The 16,854-nt window shown below is 30.4% G+C and carries 18 protein-coding genes and 1 pseudogene; 8 read left to right on the forward strand and 11 right to left on the reverse strand.

Annotated elements, in window-relative coordinates; all coding sequences use genetic code 11:
• The first annotated feature begins 51 nt into the window (after positions 1-51).
• From namA to CUL_RS0112920, 3 genes are all read left to right on the forward strand, one after another.
• Positions 52-1,074, forward strand: coding sequence for an NADPH dehydrogenase NamA (gene namA / locus CUL_RS0112910; RefSeq protein WP_025642124.1), 1,023 nt, complete (start codon positions 52-54; stop codon positions 1,072-1,074).
• A 123-nt stretch (positions 1,075-1,197) separates the two neighbouring features.
• Positions 1,198-3,258, forward strand: coding sequence for a serine hydrolase (locus CUL_RS17410; protein ID WP_025642126.1), 2,061 nt, complete (start codon positions 1,198-1,200; stop codon positions 3,256-3,258).
• Positions 3,259-3,422: 164 nt separating this feature from the next.
• The gene (locus CUL_RS0112920; protein ID WP_005585942.1) at positions 3,423-4,016 is read left to right on the forward strand and encodes a metal-dependent hydrolase; all 594 of its coding nucleotides are present in this window, start codon (positions 3,423-3,425) and stop codon (positions 4,014-4,016) included.
• Here the strand turns inward: CUL_RS0112920 and CUL_RS0112925 are convergent.
• The 6 genes from CUL_RS0112925 to CUL_RS0112950 all read right to left on the reverse strand — a co-directional run bounded on the left by CUL_RS0112925 (position 4,011) and on the right by CUL_RS0112950 (position 9,760).
• The gene (locus CUL_RS0112925) at positions 4,011-4,508 is read right to left on the reverse strand and encodes a GNAT family N-acetyltransferase (protein WP_025642128.1); all 498 of its coding nucleotides are present in this window, start codon (positions 4,506-4,508) and stop codon (positions 4,011-4,013) included. The two genes, CUL_RS0112920 and CUL_RS0112925, sit on opposite strands and share 6 nt — an antisense overlap.
• Positions 4,509-4,538: 30 nt before the next feature.
• Positions 4,539-5,477, reverse strand: coding sequence for a dipeptidase (locus CUL_RS0112930; protein WP_025642129.1), 939 nt, complete (start codon positions 5,475-5,477; stop codon positions 4,539-4,541).
• Entirely contained in the window at positions 5,478-6,503 is a 1,026-nt protein-coding gene (gene add / locus CUL_RS0112935) for an adenosine deaminase (protein WP_025642130.1), read from the reverse strand.
• 165 nt (positions 6,504-6,668) lie between these two features.
• Positions 6,669-6,869, reverse strand: a complete 201-nt coding sequence (locus CUL_RS0112940; protein WP_005585938.1) for a dodecin family protein — start codon at positions 6,867-6,869, stop codon at positions 6,669-6,671.
• Between the two features lie 183 nt (positions 6,870-7,052).
• Positions 7,053-9,122, reverse strand: a complete 2,070-nt coding sequence (locus tag CUL_RS0112945) for an S-layer homology domain-containing protein (protein ID WP_025642131.1) — start codon at positions 9,120-9,122, stop codon at positions 7,053-7,055.
• 170 nt (positions 9,123-9,292) lie between these two features.
• The gene (locus tag CUL_RS0112950; protein ID WP_005585935.1) at positions 9,293-9,760 is read right to left on the reverse strand and encodes a DUF1259 domain-containing protein; all 468 of its coding nucleotides are present in this window, start codon (positions 9,758-9,760) and stop codon (positions 9,293-9,295) included.
• 315 nt (positions 9,761-10,075) lie between these two features.
• Between CUL_RS0112950 and CUL_RS19785 the strand changes: the two genes are divergently transcribed.
• The gene (locus CUL_RS19785) at positions 10,076-10,213 is read left to right on the forward strand and encodes a hypothetical protein (RefSeq protein WP_179956605.1); all 138 of its coding nucleotides are present in this window, start codon (positions 10,076-10,078) and stop codon (positions 10,211-10,213) included.
• An 87-nt stretch (positions 10,214-10,300) separates the two neighbouring features.
• Here the strand turns inward: CUL_RS19785 and CUL_RS17415 are convergent, their stop codons facing one another.
• Both CUL_RS17415 and CUL_RS0112965 read right to left on the reverse strand, forming a co-directional pair.
• Positions 10,301-11,065, reverse strand: coding sequence for a L,D-transpeptidase (locus CUL_RS17415; RefSeq protein WP_005585933.1), 765 nt, complete (start codon positions 11,063-11,065; stop codon positions 10,301-10,303).
• Between the two features lie 498 nt (positions 11,066-11,563).
• A complete protein-coding gene (locus CUL_RS0112965; RefSeq protein WP_025642132.1) occupies positions 11,564-11,821 on the reverse strand; it encodes a hypothetical protein in 258 nt (85 codons plus the stop codon).
• A 273-nt stretch (positions 11,822-12,094) separates the two neighbouring features.
• On the opposite strand from CUL_RS0112965, the gene CUL_RS0112970 reads away from it, so the two are divergent.
• Positions 12,095-12,448, forward strand: coding sequence for a hypothetical protein (locus CUL_RS0112970; protein WP_025642134.1), 354 nt, complete (start codon positions 12,095-12,097; stop codon positions 12,446-12,448).
• Between the two features lie 648 nt (positions 12,449-13,096).
• Here the strand turns inward: CUL_RS0112970 and CUL_RS0112980 are convergent.
• On the reverse strand, positions 13,097-13,432 hold the full coding sequence (locus CUL_RS0112980; RefSeq protein WP_005585932.1) for a hypothetical protein: 336 nt from the start codon (positions 13,430-13,432) through the stop codon (positions 13,097-13,099).
• A 171-nt stretch (positions 13,433-13,603) separates the two neighbouring features.
• The gene (locus CUL_RS0112985) at positions 13,604-14,038 is read right to left on the reverse strand and encodes a DUF2383 domain-containing protein (protein ID WP_025642135.1); all 435 of its coding nucleotides are present in this window, start codon (positions 14,036-14,038) and stop codon (positions 13,604-13,606) included.
• Between the two features lie 702 nt (positions 14,039-14,740).
• Here CUL_RS0112985 and CUL_RS0112995 point away from each other — a divergent pair.
• From CUL_RS0112995 to CUL_RS0113005, 3 genes are all read left to right on the forward strand, one after another.
• Positions 14,741-15,190, forward strand: coding sequence for a transposase (locus CUL_RS0112995; protein ID WP_025642136.1), 450 nt, complete (start codon positions 14,741-14,743; stop codon positions 15,188-15,190).
• Between the two features lie 50 nt (positions 15,191-15,240).
• Positions 15,241-15,645 carry a transposase gene (locus tag CUL_RS0113000; protein ID WP_025642137.1) on the forward strand — a complete coding sequence of 135 codons (405 nt, stop codon included), beginning with the start codon at positions 15,241-15,243 and terminating at the stop codon, positions 15,643-15,645.
• A 106-nt stretch (positions 15,646-15,751) separates the two neighbouring features.
• Positions 15,752-16,300 (forward strand): transposase, encoded by a 549-nt coding sequence (locus CUL_RS0113005; protein ID WP_157752664.1) that lies wholly within the window; start codon positions 15,752-15,754, stop codon positions 16,298-16,300.
• Between the two features lie 263 nt (positions 16,301-16,563).
• Here the strand turns inward: CUL_RS0113005 and CUL_RS0113010 are convergent.
• Positions 16,564-16,854, reverse strand: a pseudogene (locus CUL_RS0113010) (transposase); the annotation flags it as partial.

Raw genomic sequence — 16,854 nt, forward strand, 5'->3', positions numbered from 1 at the left:
TTATAAATTTCATGAAACTTGGGTATATAGACTAAGGAAAGGAGTGTAACTATGACTAAATTATTTTCAAATATAAAGATTAAAGACCTAGAACTAAAAAACCGTATTGTAATGGCACCTATGTGCATGGTTGCTGCTGACGAGGAAGGTTATGCTAAGGATTGGCATGAAATCCATTATGCTTCCCGTGCCATAGGAGGAACTGGTCTTATAATTTTAGAAGCTACGGCAGTAGAAAGTAGAGGAAGGATTAAAGAAGGGGATTTAGGAATCTGGGATGATTCTCATATAGAAGGACTAGCAAGGATAGTCCAAAGTTCTAAAGCATTAGGGGCCAAAGTAGGCGTTCAATTAGCCCACGCAGGAAGAAAATGCGAAGTAAAATCTGAAAAGATTATTGCACCATCTCCTATTGCTTTTAATGATACTTATCCCACTCCAGAAGAAATGACTATAGATGATATAAAATTTGTAATAAATGCTTTTAAGGAAGGGGCAAGGAGAGCTAATGAAGCTGGATTTGATACTATTGAAATCCATGGAGCTCATGGATATTTAATCAATGAATTTTTATCCCCTCTTACTAATAAAAGAAAAGATGAATATGGAGGTAGCATAGAAAATAGAGTTAGATTCTTAAGGGAAATAACTCAAGAAATCAAAACCGTATGGCCTGAAAACAAACCTATAATCCTGAGGGTTTCTGCTGAAGAATATGTAGAAGATGGAAATCATCCAGAAGATTTAGTAGAAATAATCAATATTGTAAAAGATGAAGGCATAGATATAATAGATATAAGTTCAGGAGGAGTAGTTCCTGCTAGGATTGATGTTTACCCAGGTTATCAAATACCCTTTGCAGAAACGATTAAAAAGGGAACCAATTTACCAATTATCGCTGGAGGATTGGTTACAGAACCAGATATGGCTGAAGAAATATTAAAAAACAATAGGGCTGATTTCATATTCCTAGGTAGAGAATTATTAAGAAATCCTTATTGGCCTTTACAAGCTGCTAGTAAATTAAATTATGATATGGAATGGCCCTATTCCTATAGTAGAGCCAAAATTTAATATAAACTAAAACCCCAGAAAATCTCTGGGGTTTTAGTTTTTTTAATAGCTACTCCTATGTTATAATAATATTATGACCATAGGTAATTATTGGTTAATCTAAATAGTATGGAGGGATAGAAGATGAACATATCAAGAAGAATTGTATCAATAGTATTACTAGTAAGCTTATTATTGGGTATTCCTGCTACTACATTGGGAACCCCTCAAGCTAATATAAATATTCTATTAGATGAAGAGAAAGTTTCTCTAGAGGATGAAATAATTACAAATGAAATTAATCAAATTATGCTTCCTTTACGTGAGATAGCAGAAAAATTGGAATACAAAGTTAATTGGGATGGCAATACTCGAAGTATTACCCTTTCCAAAGGCTCCCAAATTATTGAACTAAAAATTGGTGAGACAAAGGTTGATGTAAATGGAGAAATTCTAGTATTAAAATCTCCACCCATTCTAAAAGAAACTAAAACCTTTGTACCAATGGAATTATTCAGCAATGCCCTAGGTTTAGTTATAGGATGGAATGGTAAGCACCAGGTTCTAAAAATTAATCAACCAGAGGAGAAAAACGAGTCCTTTTTTACTATATCTAAGGATAAAGATAAACAAGCTGAACTAGATGCTTATATAAAAGCCCTTGAAAAACATCAAAATTTTCATGGTAGTGTATTTGTAGCTAAAGATGGTGAAGTACTTCTTAATAAAGGCTATGGTTTTGCTGATTTTGAGCAAAATACAAACAATATATCTCAAACTAAATTTGCTATTGGCTCTATTACAAAACAATTTACTGCAATGGCTATTATGCAGCTTAATGAAAAAGGATTACTAAGTGTGGAAGATAAAATTTCAAAATACTTCCCTGATTTTCCAAATGGAGATTCAATCACCATTCACAATCTATTAACCCATACATCAGGTTTAACAAATTATACAAACTTAAGCGAGTTCTTAGATATTGATTTAAATAATAAAGACCCTATGAAAACAATAGAACTTATAAAAAATCTACCTTTAGAATTTGAACCTGGAAAAGAGTTTAGCTATAGCAATACCAATTATGTATTACTAGGTATGATAGTTGAAAATATAACAGATATGTCTTTAGAAGATTATTTACAAAAAAATATTTTTACTCCTCTTAATATGTCAAATACAGGTTCATATTATATTGAAAACAACCAATTCCCTGACGCTACTCCTTATACAGGCTTTTTAGAAATATATCCTGTAGACGATGAATTGGTATTAACCCAGGCCTATGGTGCAGGAAATATATATTCTACAGTTGAAGATTTATATCGATGGGACCGAGCTTTAAGTACAGAACAGCTCGTAAAGAAAGAAACTTTAGATAAAATATTTACAGAATATATAACTATGCCTGGTGCAGGAAGTTATGGTTATGGTTGGATGATTGCTGATACTGATATGGGAAGACAAATTTTCCATGGTGGCAATACTATGGGCTTTACTGCTAATATAGCTCGTTATCCAGAAAAAGACTTAGTTGTTGTTATCCTTACAAATAGTGCCTATTATGATACTACATCTTTAACAAACGCCTTAACTTCTATAGTCCTTGACAAGGATTATGAAATGCCTGAGGTTTTAAAGGAAATTGAAATAGAGGATCCAAATTTATATGATAATTATATCGGAAAGTATGAATTTATAGATGGCACATATATAAATATAACCAAAATAGAGGATAAATTATATGCCCAAGTTACAGGCCAAAATGCTTTTGAAATACTACCTCTATCAAATAACAGGTTCTTTGCTAAAGACGTAGATATTAGAATAGAATTTATTAAAGATGAAGAAGAAAAGATAACTGAACTTGTCCTTGAACAACTAGGTATGACCTTTGTTTGCAAAAGAGTAGAAGATATAGAAGAAAAAAAGGAAATAGAAATAGACCCTAAAGTATATGACAATTATGTAGGAGAATACGAATTGGCTCCAAATGTAATCATTAAAATTACAAAGGAAGATAACAGCCTCTATGCCCAGCTTACTGGCCAAGATAAATTTGAAATATTTCCTGAGTCAGAAGAAGAATTCTTTTATAAAGTGGTAGATGCTAAAATTACTTTCCAAAAAGATGATACTGGCAATGTAACTCATCTAATACTATATCAAAATGCCCAGGAAATTCCTGCTAATAAAATTAAATAACCACAAAAATTTGCGACAACAAGCCTTTTGTTGTCGCTTTTTATTCCCAGATTTAGCCATCCCTTGTTTTCTGTTTTATACTTGAATGTATGTTCTAAACAAGTTATAATATAACAAGTCGCGTTAATTTAATTCATTCTTTATGACATTAGAGAGGAGCTTTTATGACAGGACAAACCCATGTAGCAATAGGAATAGCAACAGCATTAACTTTATCTATTGAACAACCTATAGAAAATCAACTGATTATAGTTTTATCTTCAATAGTTGGATCTTTGGTTCCTGATTTAGATCACCCTAAGAGTAAATTAAATCAAAAATTATTACTGATAAATAATAATTTTTATAGAGCTTTGTTTTACTTAACATTTGGAAGTATTTTTATATATTATTATTTAACTAAAGGTAGTAAACCCTTTATATTATTGGGAATAATATCCTTGCTTATAGGAATATCCTCCCATAGATGTTTTACCCATAGTATGGTAGGTTTTCTTATATCTGCAACTATAGTTAAAATAGGTGCAAAAAACTGTGGGCTGTACCCTATATATTCTGGTTTTATTATAGGATATATATGCCATTTAGTGGCAGATTTCTTTACCCCTATGGGAATAGGGATATTCTTTCCCCTAGGCAGCAATATATCTTCACCAATTACCATTAAGACCAATAGCAAACTTGAAAAAATTATATTTATTGCTCTAAGCATTTATTCTATATCACTATTGGTTAAATATTTATTTATTCATTTATAATTGAATATCATCTAAAAATCTATACATTACGTAAGCATCTACTAACCCTAATTCCATATGGTTGAAAGCTTTAGGTAATGTCCCAACGATCTCAAATCCCAAATCCTTCCATAGCTTAATTGCTCCAGTATTGGTAGAAACAACAAAATTGAATTGGATTGCCTTAAAGCCGGCTTTTTTTGCTTCCTTAAGGCAATTAATTCCCATTTTTCTACCGAATCCTTTACCTTGATGGCTTAAAGATACCATGAAGGAAGCATTTGCTACATGAGAACCTAAGTCGGGTTGATTCGCAATAAGTTTATACATTCCCACAATTTTATCATCCTCTTCGATTACATAGGTTTTAATCCCCTCTCCAAACCAATAGTAGTAGGCATCTTCCATACTTGTATCAGGATTAAATACATAGCTATCCCCTTTACTTATGACTTCCTTAAAAATAGGCCATATTTCTTTAAAATCTTCTTCTTTCGCTCTCCTTATTCTCATAATAGCTACCTCCATAAACTCAAAAATAATCTATAATACATCTTTTATTACCCTCAGTGCATTTTTAAAAAATATCTTATCTATTTCATCATCTGAAAAACCATTGTCCTTTAATGCATATGCCAGTTTTTCTATTTCACCTATATTATTTATTTCACAATTAGGATGGGAACCATCGAAATCGGAGCCTAAAGCTATAACATCAATTCCTCCAATTTTTTTAATATGCTTAATATGCTTTACCATATCCTCTACCCTAGCATTTTCTGTGTCTCCTAAAAAATCCCTTTCAAAACATATACCCATTACTCCTCCACTATTTGAAAGTATCTTAATCATATCATCTGTTAGATTTCTAGAATGTTCTTTAATTGTACGTGAATTTGAATGAGATGCGATAAAGGGTTTTGTGCTTTCCTTTGAAACATCATAGAATCCTTGGTCTGAAAGATGGGACACATCGATAAGCATCCCTAATCTGTTCATCTCATAAACAACTTCACGACCAAAATCCGTTAATCCTCTATCTCTATATTCTTCATAAAAATTAGAATAGCCTATCTCATTTACCTCATTCCAAGTTAAAGTTATAGCTCTTACACCCAATCTATAAAAGTTTCTCAAATTGTATAATTCGCCCTTAATAGCGGCCCCTTCTTCTATGGCCAGAACAGCAGAAATTTTACCTTCTCTATCATTTCGAATAATATCTTCATAATTAGTTGCTATTGCAATCTCTTGAGAATTTTTATCCATTTCTACATAAAATTTATCTATCATCTCTAAGCAAATCTCCATTGGGTCCCGCTCACTTTTTATATCTACCCATATGGCAAAAAATTGAGCTAAGGAGTTAGCTCTTTTTAACTTTTCTATATCTACACTCAAATCATTCTTATATAGTCCAATATTTTCTTTATCCTCCATTAATCTTAAAACTGTATCACAATGCATGTCTATTGGTCTCATTTAAATCAACTCCATTGTTATTAACTCATCTTCTATGGTTTTTCTTAGGTATATTCTTTCACTTTCTTGTAAAAACGCAGCCTCTATGGAATTATCTATAAGCTCTAAAATATCTTCAATATTAAAATTAAATTTCTTAATTAAAAAATTGTACTCTTTTTCTAAGGAAGTATTTGAAACTGTGGTATTGTCCGTATTTACTGTAATTTTCAACCCTTTTTCCATGAAATTCCTTATTGGATAATCTTCTATTGATTCTACTGCCTTAGTTTGTAGATTACTTATAGGACACATCTCTAGGAATATGTTTTTTTCCTTTAACATTTCCATTATTTTAGGGTCTTTTGCTGCTGCTATACCATGGCCTATTCTCTGAGCATGGAGTAATTCTATGGACTTGGGAATATTTTCTTCTATTCCAGTCTCTCCTGCGTGGATAGTAATATTGTACCCTTTTTGGAAAGCAAATTTAAATGCTTCTTCATGCAATTCCGGAGGAAAGTCCTGCTCATTTCCTGCTAAATCTACTGCTACTACCCCTTTTCCAATATATTTGGCACCATATTCAACTACCTTTATGCTTTCCTCTACACTTTCATCTCTCATACATATAAGTATAGCATTGGAAATTATGCCAAAGTCCTTCTTAGCCCCTTCCATTCCTCTTAATACAGATTTTACAACCTCATCAAAGGTTAGCCCCTCTCTAGTGTGGAGAAAAGGTGCAAACCTAATTTCAACATATTTTACATTTTGCATATTTAGGTCTTCTAATAGCTCATAGGTTATCCTCTCTATGTTTTCTTGACTTTGCATAATCTTTAATGGATATTTAAACTTTTTCAAATACTCTACCAAAGAATTACATTCATCTTTTACCTTTACTAATGCTTCAAATTCTTTGAAACCTTTATAACTCAACTCTTCTTTTTCTGATAAAAGCTCAAACATAGTCTCTGGTCTTACGCTTCCATCTAAATGGCAGTGTAATTCAATTTTTGGTAACTCTTTTAGTATATTTATCATATTCTTACTCCTTTCAATTTTATAAAAGATGATTTACCATCATAGAATAAGTAAATTATTTTCTGCCCTATAATTATATTTCGACCTATTCACTAATTTTCCTCTTTTTTGCATTAAAAAAGCATATTAATTCAATAATATGCTTTTTATCGAAGAACTTTTATGCTATTTTACAATAAATGAAATCTTAACGTTTAACCTATAATTAACTATTTTATCATTTTCAACAATAGCCTGCATATTGCTTATATATACGCTTTGGATATTGTCTATGGTTTTAGCTGCCTCTGTGACCGCTTCCTGGGCTGCAGCTTCCCATCCATTAGCTGATTCTGAAAGAAGTTCTATGACTTTAACAACTGCCAATATTAACCCTCCAATCTTATTTTTTGTTAATCTAATTTTACTGTTATTATAACCAAATCTGAATTAGATATTATTATAAGAGAAATCAGTAATTAAAATAATTTTCATTTTTTAAAAGAATTAAGTTTCTGCACATAAAAAGCACCTATCTTCTAGATAAGTGCTTTTCATGTTTTATTCTTATTATATATCCCTATTTAGGATATTGTATATTAAAACAACTGCTTCTTCTCTTGTTAAATTATCTTTTGGTCTGAAATTTCTTCCTTCACTGATAATTCCCAGCCCTTTGGCGATTGCTATATGTCCTCTCAAATTAGTTGATATCTTATCTGCATCATCAAACTCCAATTTATATATATCTCCAATATTATCTAATGGTTCCTGTCCAAAGGCTCTAATTATATACATTATGGCTTCTTCTCTAGTTACTTTTGCTTCCATGTTTTTTTCTTCTTCTTTTAGAATGCCTTCATGGATAAATCTTTCATATATACGATTTTGATTCTCATATATATAATATATATCTTTAGTTTGGGCAAGTAATTGGAAAAACTCTTTCTGAGTTATTTCTTGTTTTGGTTTAAATTCATCTTCCTGGAATAAATAAATATAATTTTGTAATTTTTGGATCTGGTTTTTGGCAAAACTGTTTTCAATATCTTTATATTCTTTTATTGCTAATTTTTCCTCTAATTCCTTTCTATTGTCTATAACTTCTGCTTTTTTAGCGTCTACTGGTAAATGTTTATCTCTAAAATCATATACTAACTTAATATTCTTTTTATCTTTTTCTTTGTTTTCTATTTGATACTCTAGATCAAATTCTCCATCTTCTAATAGTATTTCTTTTGCTTTATCCTTTTCTATTAAATTATTTGGAGATTCAAATTCTAAATCACTCCAGTTATAATTATATGACAGTACACTGCCTGTAACATTACTTAAAGCTATTCTAAAACCATTGCTTTCAACTTTAACACCATTTACTTTTCTTATAAATAAGAAATTTGATATATTATTTTCACCATAAATTAAATCTTCATTTTCGTCCTCTATATATTCTACTTCATTATATTTTTCTGGACTATTATTTTTTATAATTTCTTTTGCTTTTTCAAGCAACTCTTCTTTGCTATATTTTGCTTTTTCTTCATCTGTTCTCCAAGATCCAGGATCAGAAAAATCTATAATCTCTCCTGTTTTAGCATTAATTGTTGCGCTAGTACCACTACCATGGTTTCCAACTTGTTTCATCACCATTACTTCCCATATGTAAATATCTTTTTCTTTATTACCCTTTAATTTATGGCTATTTACTTCATATTCTTCCCCTAATTTAAATGTGTCTAGTATTTTTCCACCTGCTTCTTTCCTACTTATTATCTTTTTAGAATCAATTAATTTACTTTCTTCTTCAATTGACATATTTTCCATACTTTGATAGGATATCGGTCCATAGATAGAATACATAGATTTATATGAGGTACTGAGTATATCCTTAGTTTTAGCATCTACTGTCTTATCTGTGTCTAAAATATTATATCCTAAGTATGGCTTTATATCTTTATCTGTTTCTTTTATTTTATACAATAACTCTAAATCTATATTATTCTTATATACTTTTTTTGCTTCTTCTTTTGAAATTACACCTTGCGCATCTGGAAATTCTAAATCTTTTTCCCAATTAATATTAAAACTGGTTACCTCTCCAGTTTGATTATCTACACCAATATATACATTGTTCTCATTAAATAATATATCATTTTCTATCCTCATAAAACTATAACCATACTCTCTTAAATTATCTTTACGATATGTACTATAAAGTTCATCCTCATCTCTAGATTTAATTTTATCTAATATATCTGGATATAGTTTTTTTATAAAATCTTTAGCAGCTTTCTCCCCTTGTTCTTTAGTTATTTTAGGGAATTTGTAAATTCTTGGATTTTTATCCGTACTATATTCACTTTTCCAATAACCTATTATATTCCCTTCTTCATCAACATCAACACTAATATGCCTATTTTGACCACTCCAAGACAGATTTGTAATATTCTTACCATTGAAAACATCATACTGATGCTTATTAAAATGTTCATACTCCTCTCCTATTTTAAATAAGGTTTTAACCTTTTGAATATTTTTACTTAAACTGTCTTCCTCTGCAAACCCATTTAATGGTATGCATGAAATTAATAGTGCTAATACCATAGCAAACATTACCGATTTAAATTTTAATTTTTCCATAATATCCCCTCCTAAATACAGTATAACTTATTTTAATTCAATTAGCCACATGGTAGGTCAATAATTTAATATTATTTATTATATGTTGCTAATTGTAAAAAAATATCAAATCTTCTTTTAAATTTCCCTTATCTACAAACAAAAAAGACCAGGCCTAAACCTGGTCAAATTTATCTCCTTAATACCTGAAGAGCTTCAGCAACCTTTCTTGCAAAAGTCAGCGGATCTTCTATAGAGAAAAAGTGAATATAGAACAACCTTGGCCTATCAAACAACCAATGGTTATGCAAAGCAGTTACCTCTATATCCCTTTCCCTTAAAGCTGATATGAAAGGGTTTATTTCCCTTTGGAGTATTACCGTTTCTCCTAAATTTAACGTTCTTCCTCTATTATCCATGGACTCAAAAGAAAATAATGCAGCTATTGCAAGAGCACTCCTTGTAGGCCTTCCTGCAATCTCAGGTCTAATATTTCTATTAAATGTTACTACGCATAGGTCTTCTTCTGATGTCAATATTGAAGCATTTAATATACGGGCGAACCTTCTGCAAAGTCTATTATCTATCCTTTCATCATTAATATCGTCTTCATCATGATCATAATATAAATTATCAGTGTCTTTATAGTTATTAGTCATATTATCTCCCCTTTCAGTAAATATATATGCTGTCCTAAAGATAAGGTTCTTATAATTTTATCTGTTTTTAATAATTATTCTTATGTTTCAACTTCCTTATAGGTAGTCTATAGCCAATTACATTTACTGTTATTACTATTTTTCCATGATTAGTTTACAAAGCCAAAACTTACTTTTGTCACTCACACTCTGGTATGTTTTTCATAATATATATTAGGGTTTGAAAATAACCTATCTCTGCCTAGCATATTTTACTGTATTGAACCTCTCTTATTGTATTTTGCCTATCTCAATAATGTTTAGGAGGTGTTGCTTGTGACTGAAGATTTATTAGGTAGAAGAAGAGATAGAGATCGTTGTGATAATGACAGTTCTTTACTTTTCTTTTTCTTGCTATTAGTTATACTTTTCTGTAATGGCGATATACTTGGCGGATTCGGTAGAAAATGCTAAACTGCTACACTAATCGGGGTGCGTCCCCGATTTTTTTGATACACTCCCTAAATAATAAGATGGCAGATTATCTCATAACCTGCCATCTTATATTAGTTGCAATACGGAACATATCTCTTCTTTTTTTTCATATTCTATATATTGTTTAATTCCCCATTCTTCTAGTGCTTTTTCTGTCCCAATCCATACATCTGTCTTAATGGGAATATATTCAAACAATTCTTCTACATCTTCGTTAATCATCCTAATACATCCAGCAGAAATATATCTACCAATGGAAAAAGGAGCAGAATTACCATGAATTCCATAGCCTCTATATTTTTCTGTAGAAAGGCCTAACCATCTTTTCCCCAAGGGGTTGTCGGAAGCCCCACCTCTTATCGGTTTAAATTTCCCACCCATTCCTCCCCAGTAGGGATTTTTAAGTTTATTAATTATAGTAAATTTATGGTCTGGTGTAGGTGTAGAATCTTTTCCTAGGGCTACTGGATATTTCTTATATATTTCACCATTATTATATACGGTTAATATTTTCTTAGTTTTGTTTATAACTATAAACCATTCCTTTTTCATAATTTCCTCAGGAATTATATCTATAATTTTTTTGTTTTCTTCAGCCAATGCTTCATTAGTTATATCGCCAATTATTCCATCAACTGATAAATTGTTTTCTGCTTGAAATCTCAATAGGGTATTCCTTTGCTCTAATATATTATCATTATATCCACTACTTAAGTATTCTTTTAATATACTGCCGTTGTCTGCCATTTCTGCATAACTTTTCCCAGTGAATAGCCCTAAAATAATCATAATTATTATTCCTAAACCAAAAAATTTCCTAATAGTTGTCATTAAAAATACCCCCTCTATCTACTATATTCAGCTACTGGGTTATAGTGCATTAATTTTTCTATAAATACAAAAAAGGACAGGTTTTTACCTATCCTTTGCAATATTTTTATTTAGATGTTTTATATATTTTAATTTGAATTCCTTATAGGTAGTCTATAAACGTTACATATATTGATATTATTATGTTTCTCATTTTTTATCAAATAAGAAATACTTGGATTTTTGAATTTTAATTTTTGCTTCTTTCCTTTATCCTTATTGGAATTAACACATTTGCTTCAAAAATTAAATTGTCGTTGATCTCCAGGGGTTTTTGCACTACCTGAGGTCGACGACAATTTATTATGGGACCTTATATCACAAACCTATATTAAAATTGGCGCACCCTGAGGGACTCGGACCCCCGATCAATTATTCGAAGTTAAGACAAGCCTTTTTTAGCGACTTTTATATAATGATACAACCTTTGATATCAACACACTTTTCATAATATATGCTTCATATAGTTTTGATATTGGGGACTTTTTTTGCAATTCTGTCCCCAATATTTCTTATTATAACCTCCCAGTTGGGTGGAATCATTAAGAAACTTCTTATACTTATCTTCATACATCTTATGTGCCTAGCATAATAAAAGTTACTAAGCATTGTGGTAAAATCGCTACTATTAATATATACATAATTAGAACCTGTTTTAGAAGTCAAATATCTTAGTTCTCTATCAACCTCTAGTATATATTCCTCAACAACAGCCATCTTCTTTAATCCTCCACCTTTAAATTGAGACTTTCTAAAAATTCTTTGCTAGTTGCTATTTCATCAAAGGTTTTTTCGTAGTCTTTAATATGATTTTCCCTATATGTTAGGATAGTTGCCGTATAGAAAAATAATGTATAATAGAATTACGACAACAACCTAAGGAGAATGATTATGTCTAAAAAAAGAACCTATTCCAAAGAATTCAATGAATCTGTATTAAAAAGATTATAACCCCCGACAAATGATACACCTACCAGTCTTTCAAGGAAATTGAATATACCTAGAACGACTATATATCAATGGATTCGAAAAAACAATGATAATAACAAAAGTTTAAATAATAATAAACCTGCAATTAAATGGGCATCAGAAGATAAATTCTATGCAGTTCTTAAAACATCAACACTTACAGAAGTAGTGCTAGCTGAATATTGCAGGAAAAAGGTAATATACGTTGATGAATTAAAGGAGTTGAAAAGTCAATGTATTAATGCTAATAAAAGTATTACAGAAGATCCTCAAGAACTAAAAGAATTCTTAAAAGCAGAAAAAGAAAAAACAGGGAAAAGCATCCAGAGAGATAGTCCAATGGCATTAGAGATTGGCCATTGCCTAATTATGTAGCACTAAATACTATAGATGAAGAAGAGTTTAATAAATATATTTTAGAGAGGAGTGATTAAATTAGAGATAAATAGATTTGGCGTAATCCAACCATTGATATGGAGAGGGCTATATGGTAGCTATGAAAAAGGCAGTACCGTATTATTAACACCGCCTTTAGGTACCTAAACCAAATAGGCAGAGGCTCCATGTCAATGGCAAATCGGTAACGGAGCAACTTAATGTTTTTATAACTAAATGCGACAACTTACTTGACAAACACCGAGTTTCAAATATAGAACCATCTATCGCATTAGTTGTTATTGTTACTATTGCTTTATCATCTTTGAATTCTATACTAAGTTCTCCTGTAATATTATATTTTGATTAATTATCTTCTACTTTTGGTTCTTCTATTGTTGCAGGTTTATCATTTTTCTCCGATTAATCCCCTCTTGAACCAATTATACCTATAACAATAATAATTACTAAGCAATAAACCACCATCTTTTATAAAATGGTTTCTTTAATTTTTCATTCATATTGAATTGCCCCTTTTCATTTATTATACCAACTTCATTTATTATACCAACAAGGGAAACTTTAACAAGTATTGACCCCATGAAAAAGAGGCTCTGTTAGGGCTCTTTAGAAATTAATATCAGATTCTTATTTTTTCAAATAATTATCAACTTCAAACAAATCTACAATATTTGATACCATTTCAAATCCAGTAATTGGAACCATGATTAATTGAGTGAAACTTATACTTTCTGGAAGCATCAATGATATACTCTTCAATTCAAAATCATAAAAAAGACTGAAAAATAATAAAAATCCATAAAATAATACTTTCGTTAAAATTAATATAGATTTTATCAGCTTTATCGAAAAGTCAAATAAATATCTTGTTAAGATTTCATAGATAAAGATAAATATTATAAATCCAAATATAAATTTAAAAAAAGCTATGTAAAATTCTTTTGGTATTACTATTGCTTCCAACTGTTAACCCCCTTTTCTCCGTATATACTTCTACAAGAAAGGAGAAAATCCTCTAACAAATTTTCGACAAGAAAGGACATGCCCCGCAAATGGTATGTCCTGCAAAAGAAGTCTTATCACTACCTACCTTGAAACTTCGTATAAAAAAAGAGCCTTACTGGCCCTATTAGTTTATCTTAACAGTTTCTTCAATTTCTCAATAGACTTTCTATCTTTTTCCAATATCTCGCCCGCTATATCTCTAGATCTATCATCTAGATCCCCTCTTAAAACCTTTTCTGCCATATTAACTCCTTTAGTTTCTCCTTCGATAGCTTTTTTTACAACTTCCTCCATATCTGAACTAGAACCTAAATCCATGTTTAGCATCATTTCTCCCATACTTCCTTTCATGCCAAGATTTTCATCTGGCTGTCCTCCTATGCTCTGTATATAGCTTGCTAATTTATCAATATTTTCTCTATGTTGCTTCTGAACCTCTTGAAGGGTCTTTTTTGCATTCTCATCTTTTAGTCTAGATATGAAGTTATTAAAGCTATCTACTGCCATATATTCGCCTTGTAGCAATTCATTAAGTGCCTTTATAGTTTCTGAGTTATTTGACATCTATTTACCTCCTTAGTAGTATATTGATTATAATTATTTTTCCACTAAGTTTAAAATTAATACATTATCCCCACTTCATTTGCCCAATCCTTCTGCCAATTCTTTTGTAGCCATCATGCCGCATCAATCTCTTTATAATGTTAGTATATAAGTATGGACACAAAATAAGGTTTTCTGTATACTAAAAACAAGGATGGAAGTATCCATAAATGACTAAGAGAAATACTTATACAGATGAATTTAAAACAATGATCGCAGAGTTAGTATTATCAGGAAAACCAGTTAAAGAAGTAGCAGACGAATAAGACTCAAGTCAAACTGCAATACGTAATTGAGTAAAGAAAAAAGCCCCTATTAAAGCAAAAGGTGATACTACTAATCTTGAAGAAATTCTAAAGATTAAAAAAGAAAATGCAAGACTTAAGGAAGAAGTAGAAATATTAAAAAAAGCTATGGCTATATTCGCGACCAAATAGTTCCTGATGATATATTTGAAATAATCAAAGATAACTCTAATACACATAACATAGATACTATGTGTAGGGTACTCGATTATCCTAAAAGCACCTATTGTTTATGATACTTTAAAAGTGGTTCTCATGCAAACTTGGTGATGATAAAAATGGAAAATATTTATCAATGACTTTAATACATCCTCTTTAATATAATTTAAACATAATTATTATATTAAAGGGGATAAAGATGGAAGATATAAGGATTATACATCAGTTTGAAGAAGGTAATAAAACATTCATCATAGCAGAAAGTGTTAAAAAGTACTGTAAATGTCCTAGTTGTGGAATAGTTTCGGATAAGATACATTCTAAATATACTAGAAAGATGTTTAATGGTTCATTAGATGGAAGCCCTCAGGAAATTATATTAATAGCCAGAAAGTTCAAGTGTAAAGAAATATTTTGCAACCAGGAGGTTTTTACCGAAAGATTTGATTTTATAGATCCTTATGGACGATTACCCAACAATATTATTGAGATAATCAAGATCCTGGGGCTATCAACCAGTGCAGAAAAAGTTTCTAAAATTATGAGTAAGCTTGGAATTAAAATTTCCCATGATACCGTATTAAGGACTTTAAGAAAGTTGCCAAAGGGTTTAATAAAATTAATGAATCCGTTACTAATATTGGAGTAGATGATTTTGCTTTTAGAAAAGGCAAGAATTATTGCACATTAATATGTGACATGGACAAAAGAAAAGTATTAGATATACTACCGAGTAGAAATAAAAAAGACCTATCAGAATGGCTGAAAAACTACCCTCATATTAAATTAGTAAGCAGGGATGATTCTATAACATATGCATCTGCCATTAAGGAAGCTTTACCAAAAGCAGAACAAATTTCTGATAAGTTCCATCTAATAAAAAATCTTCTAGATTCAATAAGCCAATATATTAAAAGAAAATATCCAAGGAAACTAGTAATCTCAAGCCGCAATGATGATATGTGTAAAAGTGACATAGGTAATCAGAATAATGTAATTGTAATTGATAATAGAAATCTGAAAAATAGAATTAGAGAAGAAAAAATATCCGCTAAATGGAATTTAATGATGGAGATAAAAAAAACACAAAGCTGGGATATCTGAAAGACAGCTTGCTAAAGATTGCTCAATGTCTAGAGAAACCATAAGAAAATATATAAGAGCTAAAAAACCTGTTTATTGGCCTTCTGGCTATAAGAGAGGAAGCAAATTGGATCCATATAAAGAATTAATCGTGGAATTATTGGACAACGGTAATACCCATGAGGAAATATTAAATATTCTAATACAACAAGGTTATGATGGTTCAAGGTCTTTAATTTCCACTTATATAAACAAAAATGGACTTAAGAAAGGAATATATGACGATAAAAAAGGTATAAATTACGATGAAAATAAAAGTGAAGGGAGAAAGAAAAGTATTTCCATACACACTGTAACTAAAATAATATGTAAAAACGATTCCAATCTTACTAAGGACGAGCTTAATATTTTAGAAAGCCTTAAAGAAAGCTACCATAAGCTTATAGAATTAAAAGAGCTGATTGACAATTTTAAGGGTATGTTCTTAGACAACAAATTACCATTGGAAAAATGGATGACAAAAGCAAGGGAATTTAATATTCCTGAATTAAATTCTTTTGTTAATGGAATTAAAAGAGATATAGGTTCAGTCAAAAACAGTTTTATTAGTAGCTATACTGTAAATGATAAAATTAAAATGGTTCTTCCTCATAATTGGTTAATTGTTAGGAAGTAGTGTGAAATAATTTGTGTTTCGTCATTCCAGATTAAGGAATTTTGACAAATTTTAAAATCTATTTTAAGATTAAAATCTTAATTTATTAGGTTCAATAAGAAAGTTAATTAAGCTTACTAAGTTTAGTATATTTTTACACAATAAAACTAAGCTGTCAAGCTTTACAGCTTCTTTATTGAGGGAGATAAAAAGATAGTAGTAGCAAATGTGGGGTTGTGGGTAATTGCAAAGCAATTATCCATCAAATCCACATTTTATTTTTGCTATTTACTCAAAATATCTTCAAAGAAAATATTTAACTGAGCAAGTATTTGATCCCAACCTCTCATTCTTGATGTCCACTTGGATGTAGCATTTACCATTGCTAAATAGAGACTCTTTTCTAAAGAAAAATCTGTTGGAAATATTGTCTTATTTTTTGTTACTTTTCTTAATTGTCTATTAAAATTTTCTATAGTATTTGTTGTGTACATTAACTTTCTAATTTCTGGTGGATATTTGAAAAATGTTGATAATTCAGTCCCAATTATTACGCCAACTTGATACACAACTAG

Origin of the sequence: [Clostridium] ultunense DSM 10521 (assembly GCF_000511955.1) — a bacterium.
GTDB classification, from domain to species: domain Bacteria; phylum Bacillota; class Clostridia; order Tissierellales; family Tepidimicrobiaceae; genus Schnuerera; species Schnuerera ultunensis.

Excerpts from the sequence above, each read along its gene's own strand:
- CUL_RS0112995 (WP_025642136.1), top strand. The coding sequence starts at position 14,741 with ATGGAAGATATAAGGATTATACATCAGTTTGAAGAAGGTAATAAAACA.
- add (WP_025642130.1), bottom strand. The coding sequence starts at position 6,503 with ATGATAAATATACTAAAAGAGTTACCAAAAATTGAATTACACTGCCAT.
- CUL_RS0112925 (WP_025642128.1), bottom strand. The coding sequence starts at position 4,508 with ATGAGAATAAGGAGAGCGAAAGAAGAAGATTTTAAAGAAATATGGCCT.
- namA (WP_025642124.1), top strand. The coding sequence starts at position 52 with ATGACTAAATTATTTTCAAATATAAAGATTAAAGACCTAGAACTAAAA.
- CUL_RS0112945 (WP_025642131.1), bottom strand. The coding sequence starts at position 9,122 with ATGGAAAAATTAAAATTTAAATCGGTAATGTTTGCTATGGTATTAGCA.
- CUL_RS0112950 (WP_005585935.1), bottom strand. The coding sequence starts at position 9,760 with ATGACTAATAACTATAAAGACACTGATAATTTATATTATGATCATGAT.
- CUL_RS17415 (WP_005585933.1), bottom strand. The coding sequence starts at position 11,065 with ATGACAACTATTAGGAAATTTTTTGGTTTAGGAATAATAATTATGATT.
- CUL_RS0112930 (WP_025642129.1), bottom strand. The coding sequence starts at position 5,477 with ATGAGACCAATAGACATGCATTGTGATACAGTTTTAAGATTAATGGAG.
- CUL_RS0112965 (WP_025642132.1), bottom strand. The coding sequence starts at position 11,821 with ATGGCTGTTGTTGAGGAATATATACTAGAGGTTGATAGAGAACTAAGA.
- CUL_RS17410 (WP_025642126.1), top strand. The coding sequence starts at position 1,198 with ATGAACATATCAAGAAGAATTGTATCAATAGTATTACTAGTAAGCTTA.
- CUL_RS0112985 (WP_025642135.1), bottom strand. The coding sequence starts at position 14,038 with ATGTCAAATAACTCAGAAACTATAAAGGCACTTAATGAATTGCTACAA.
- CUL_RS0113000 (WP_025642137.1), top strand. The coding sequence starts at position 15,241 with ATGGACAAAAGAAAAGTATTAGATATACTACCGAGTAGAAATAAAAAA.
- CUL_RS0112920 (WP_005585942.1), top strand. The coding sequence starts at position 3,423 with ATGACAGGACAAACCCATGTAGCAATAGGAATAGCAACAGCATTAACT.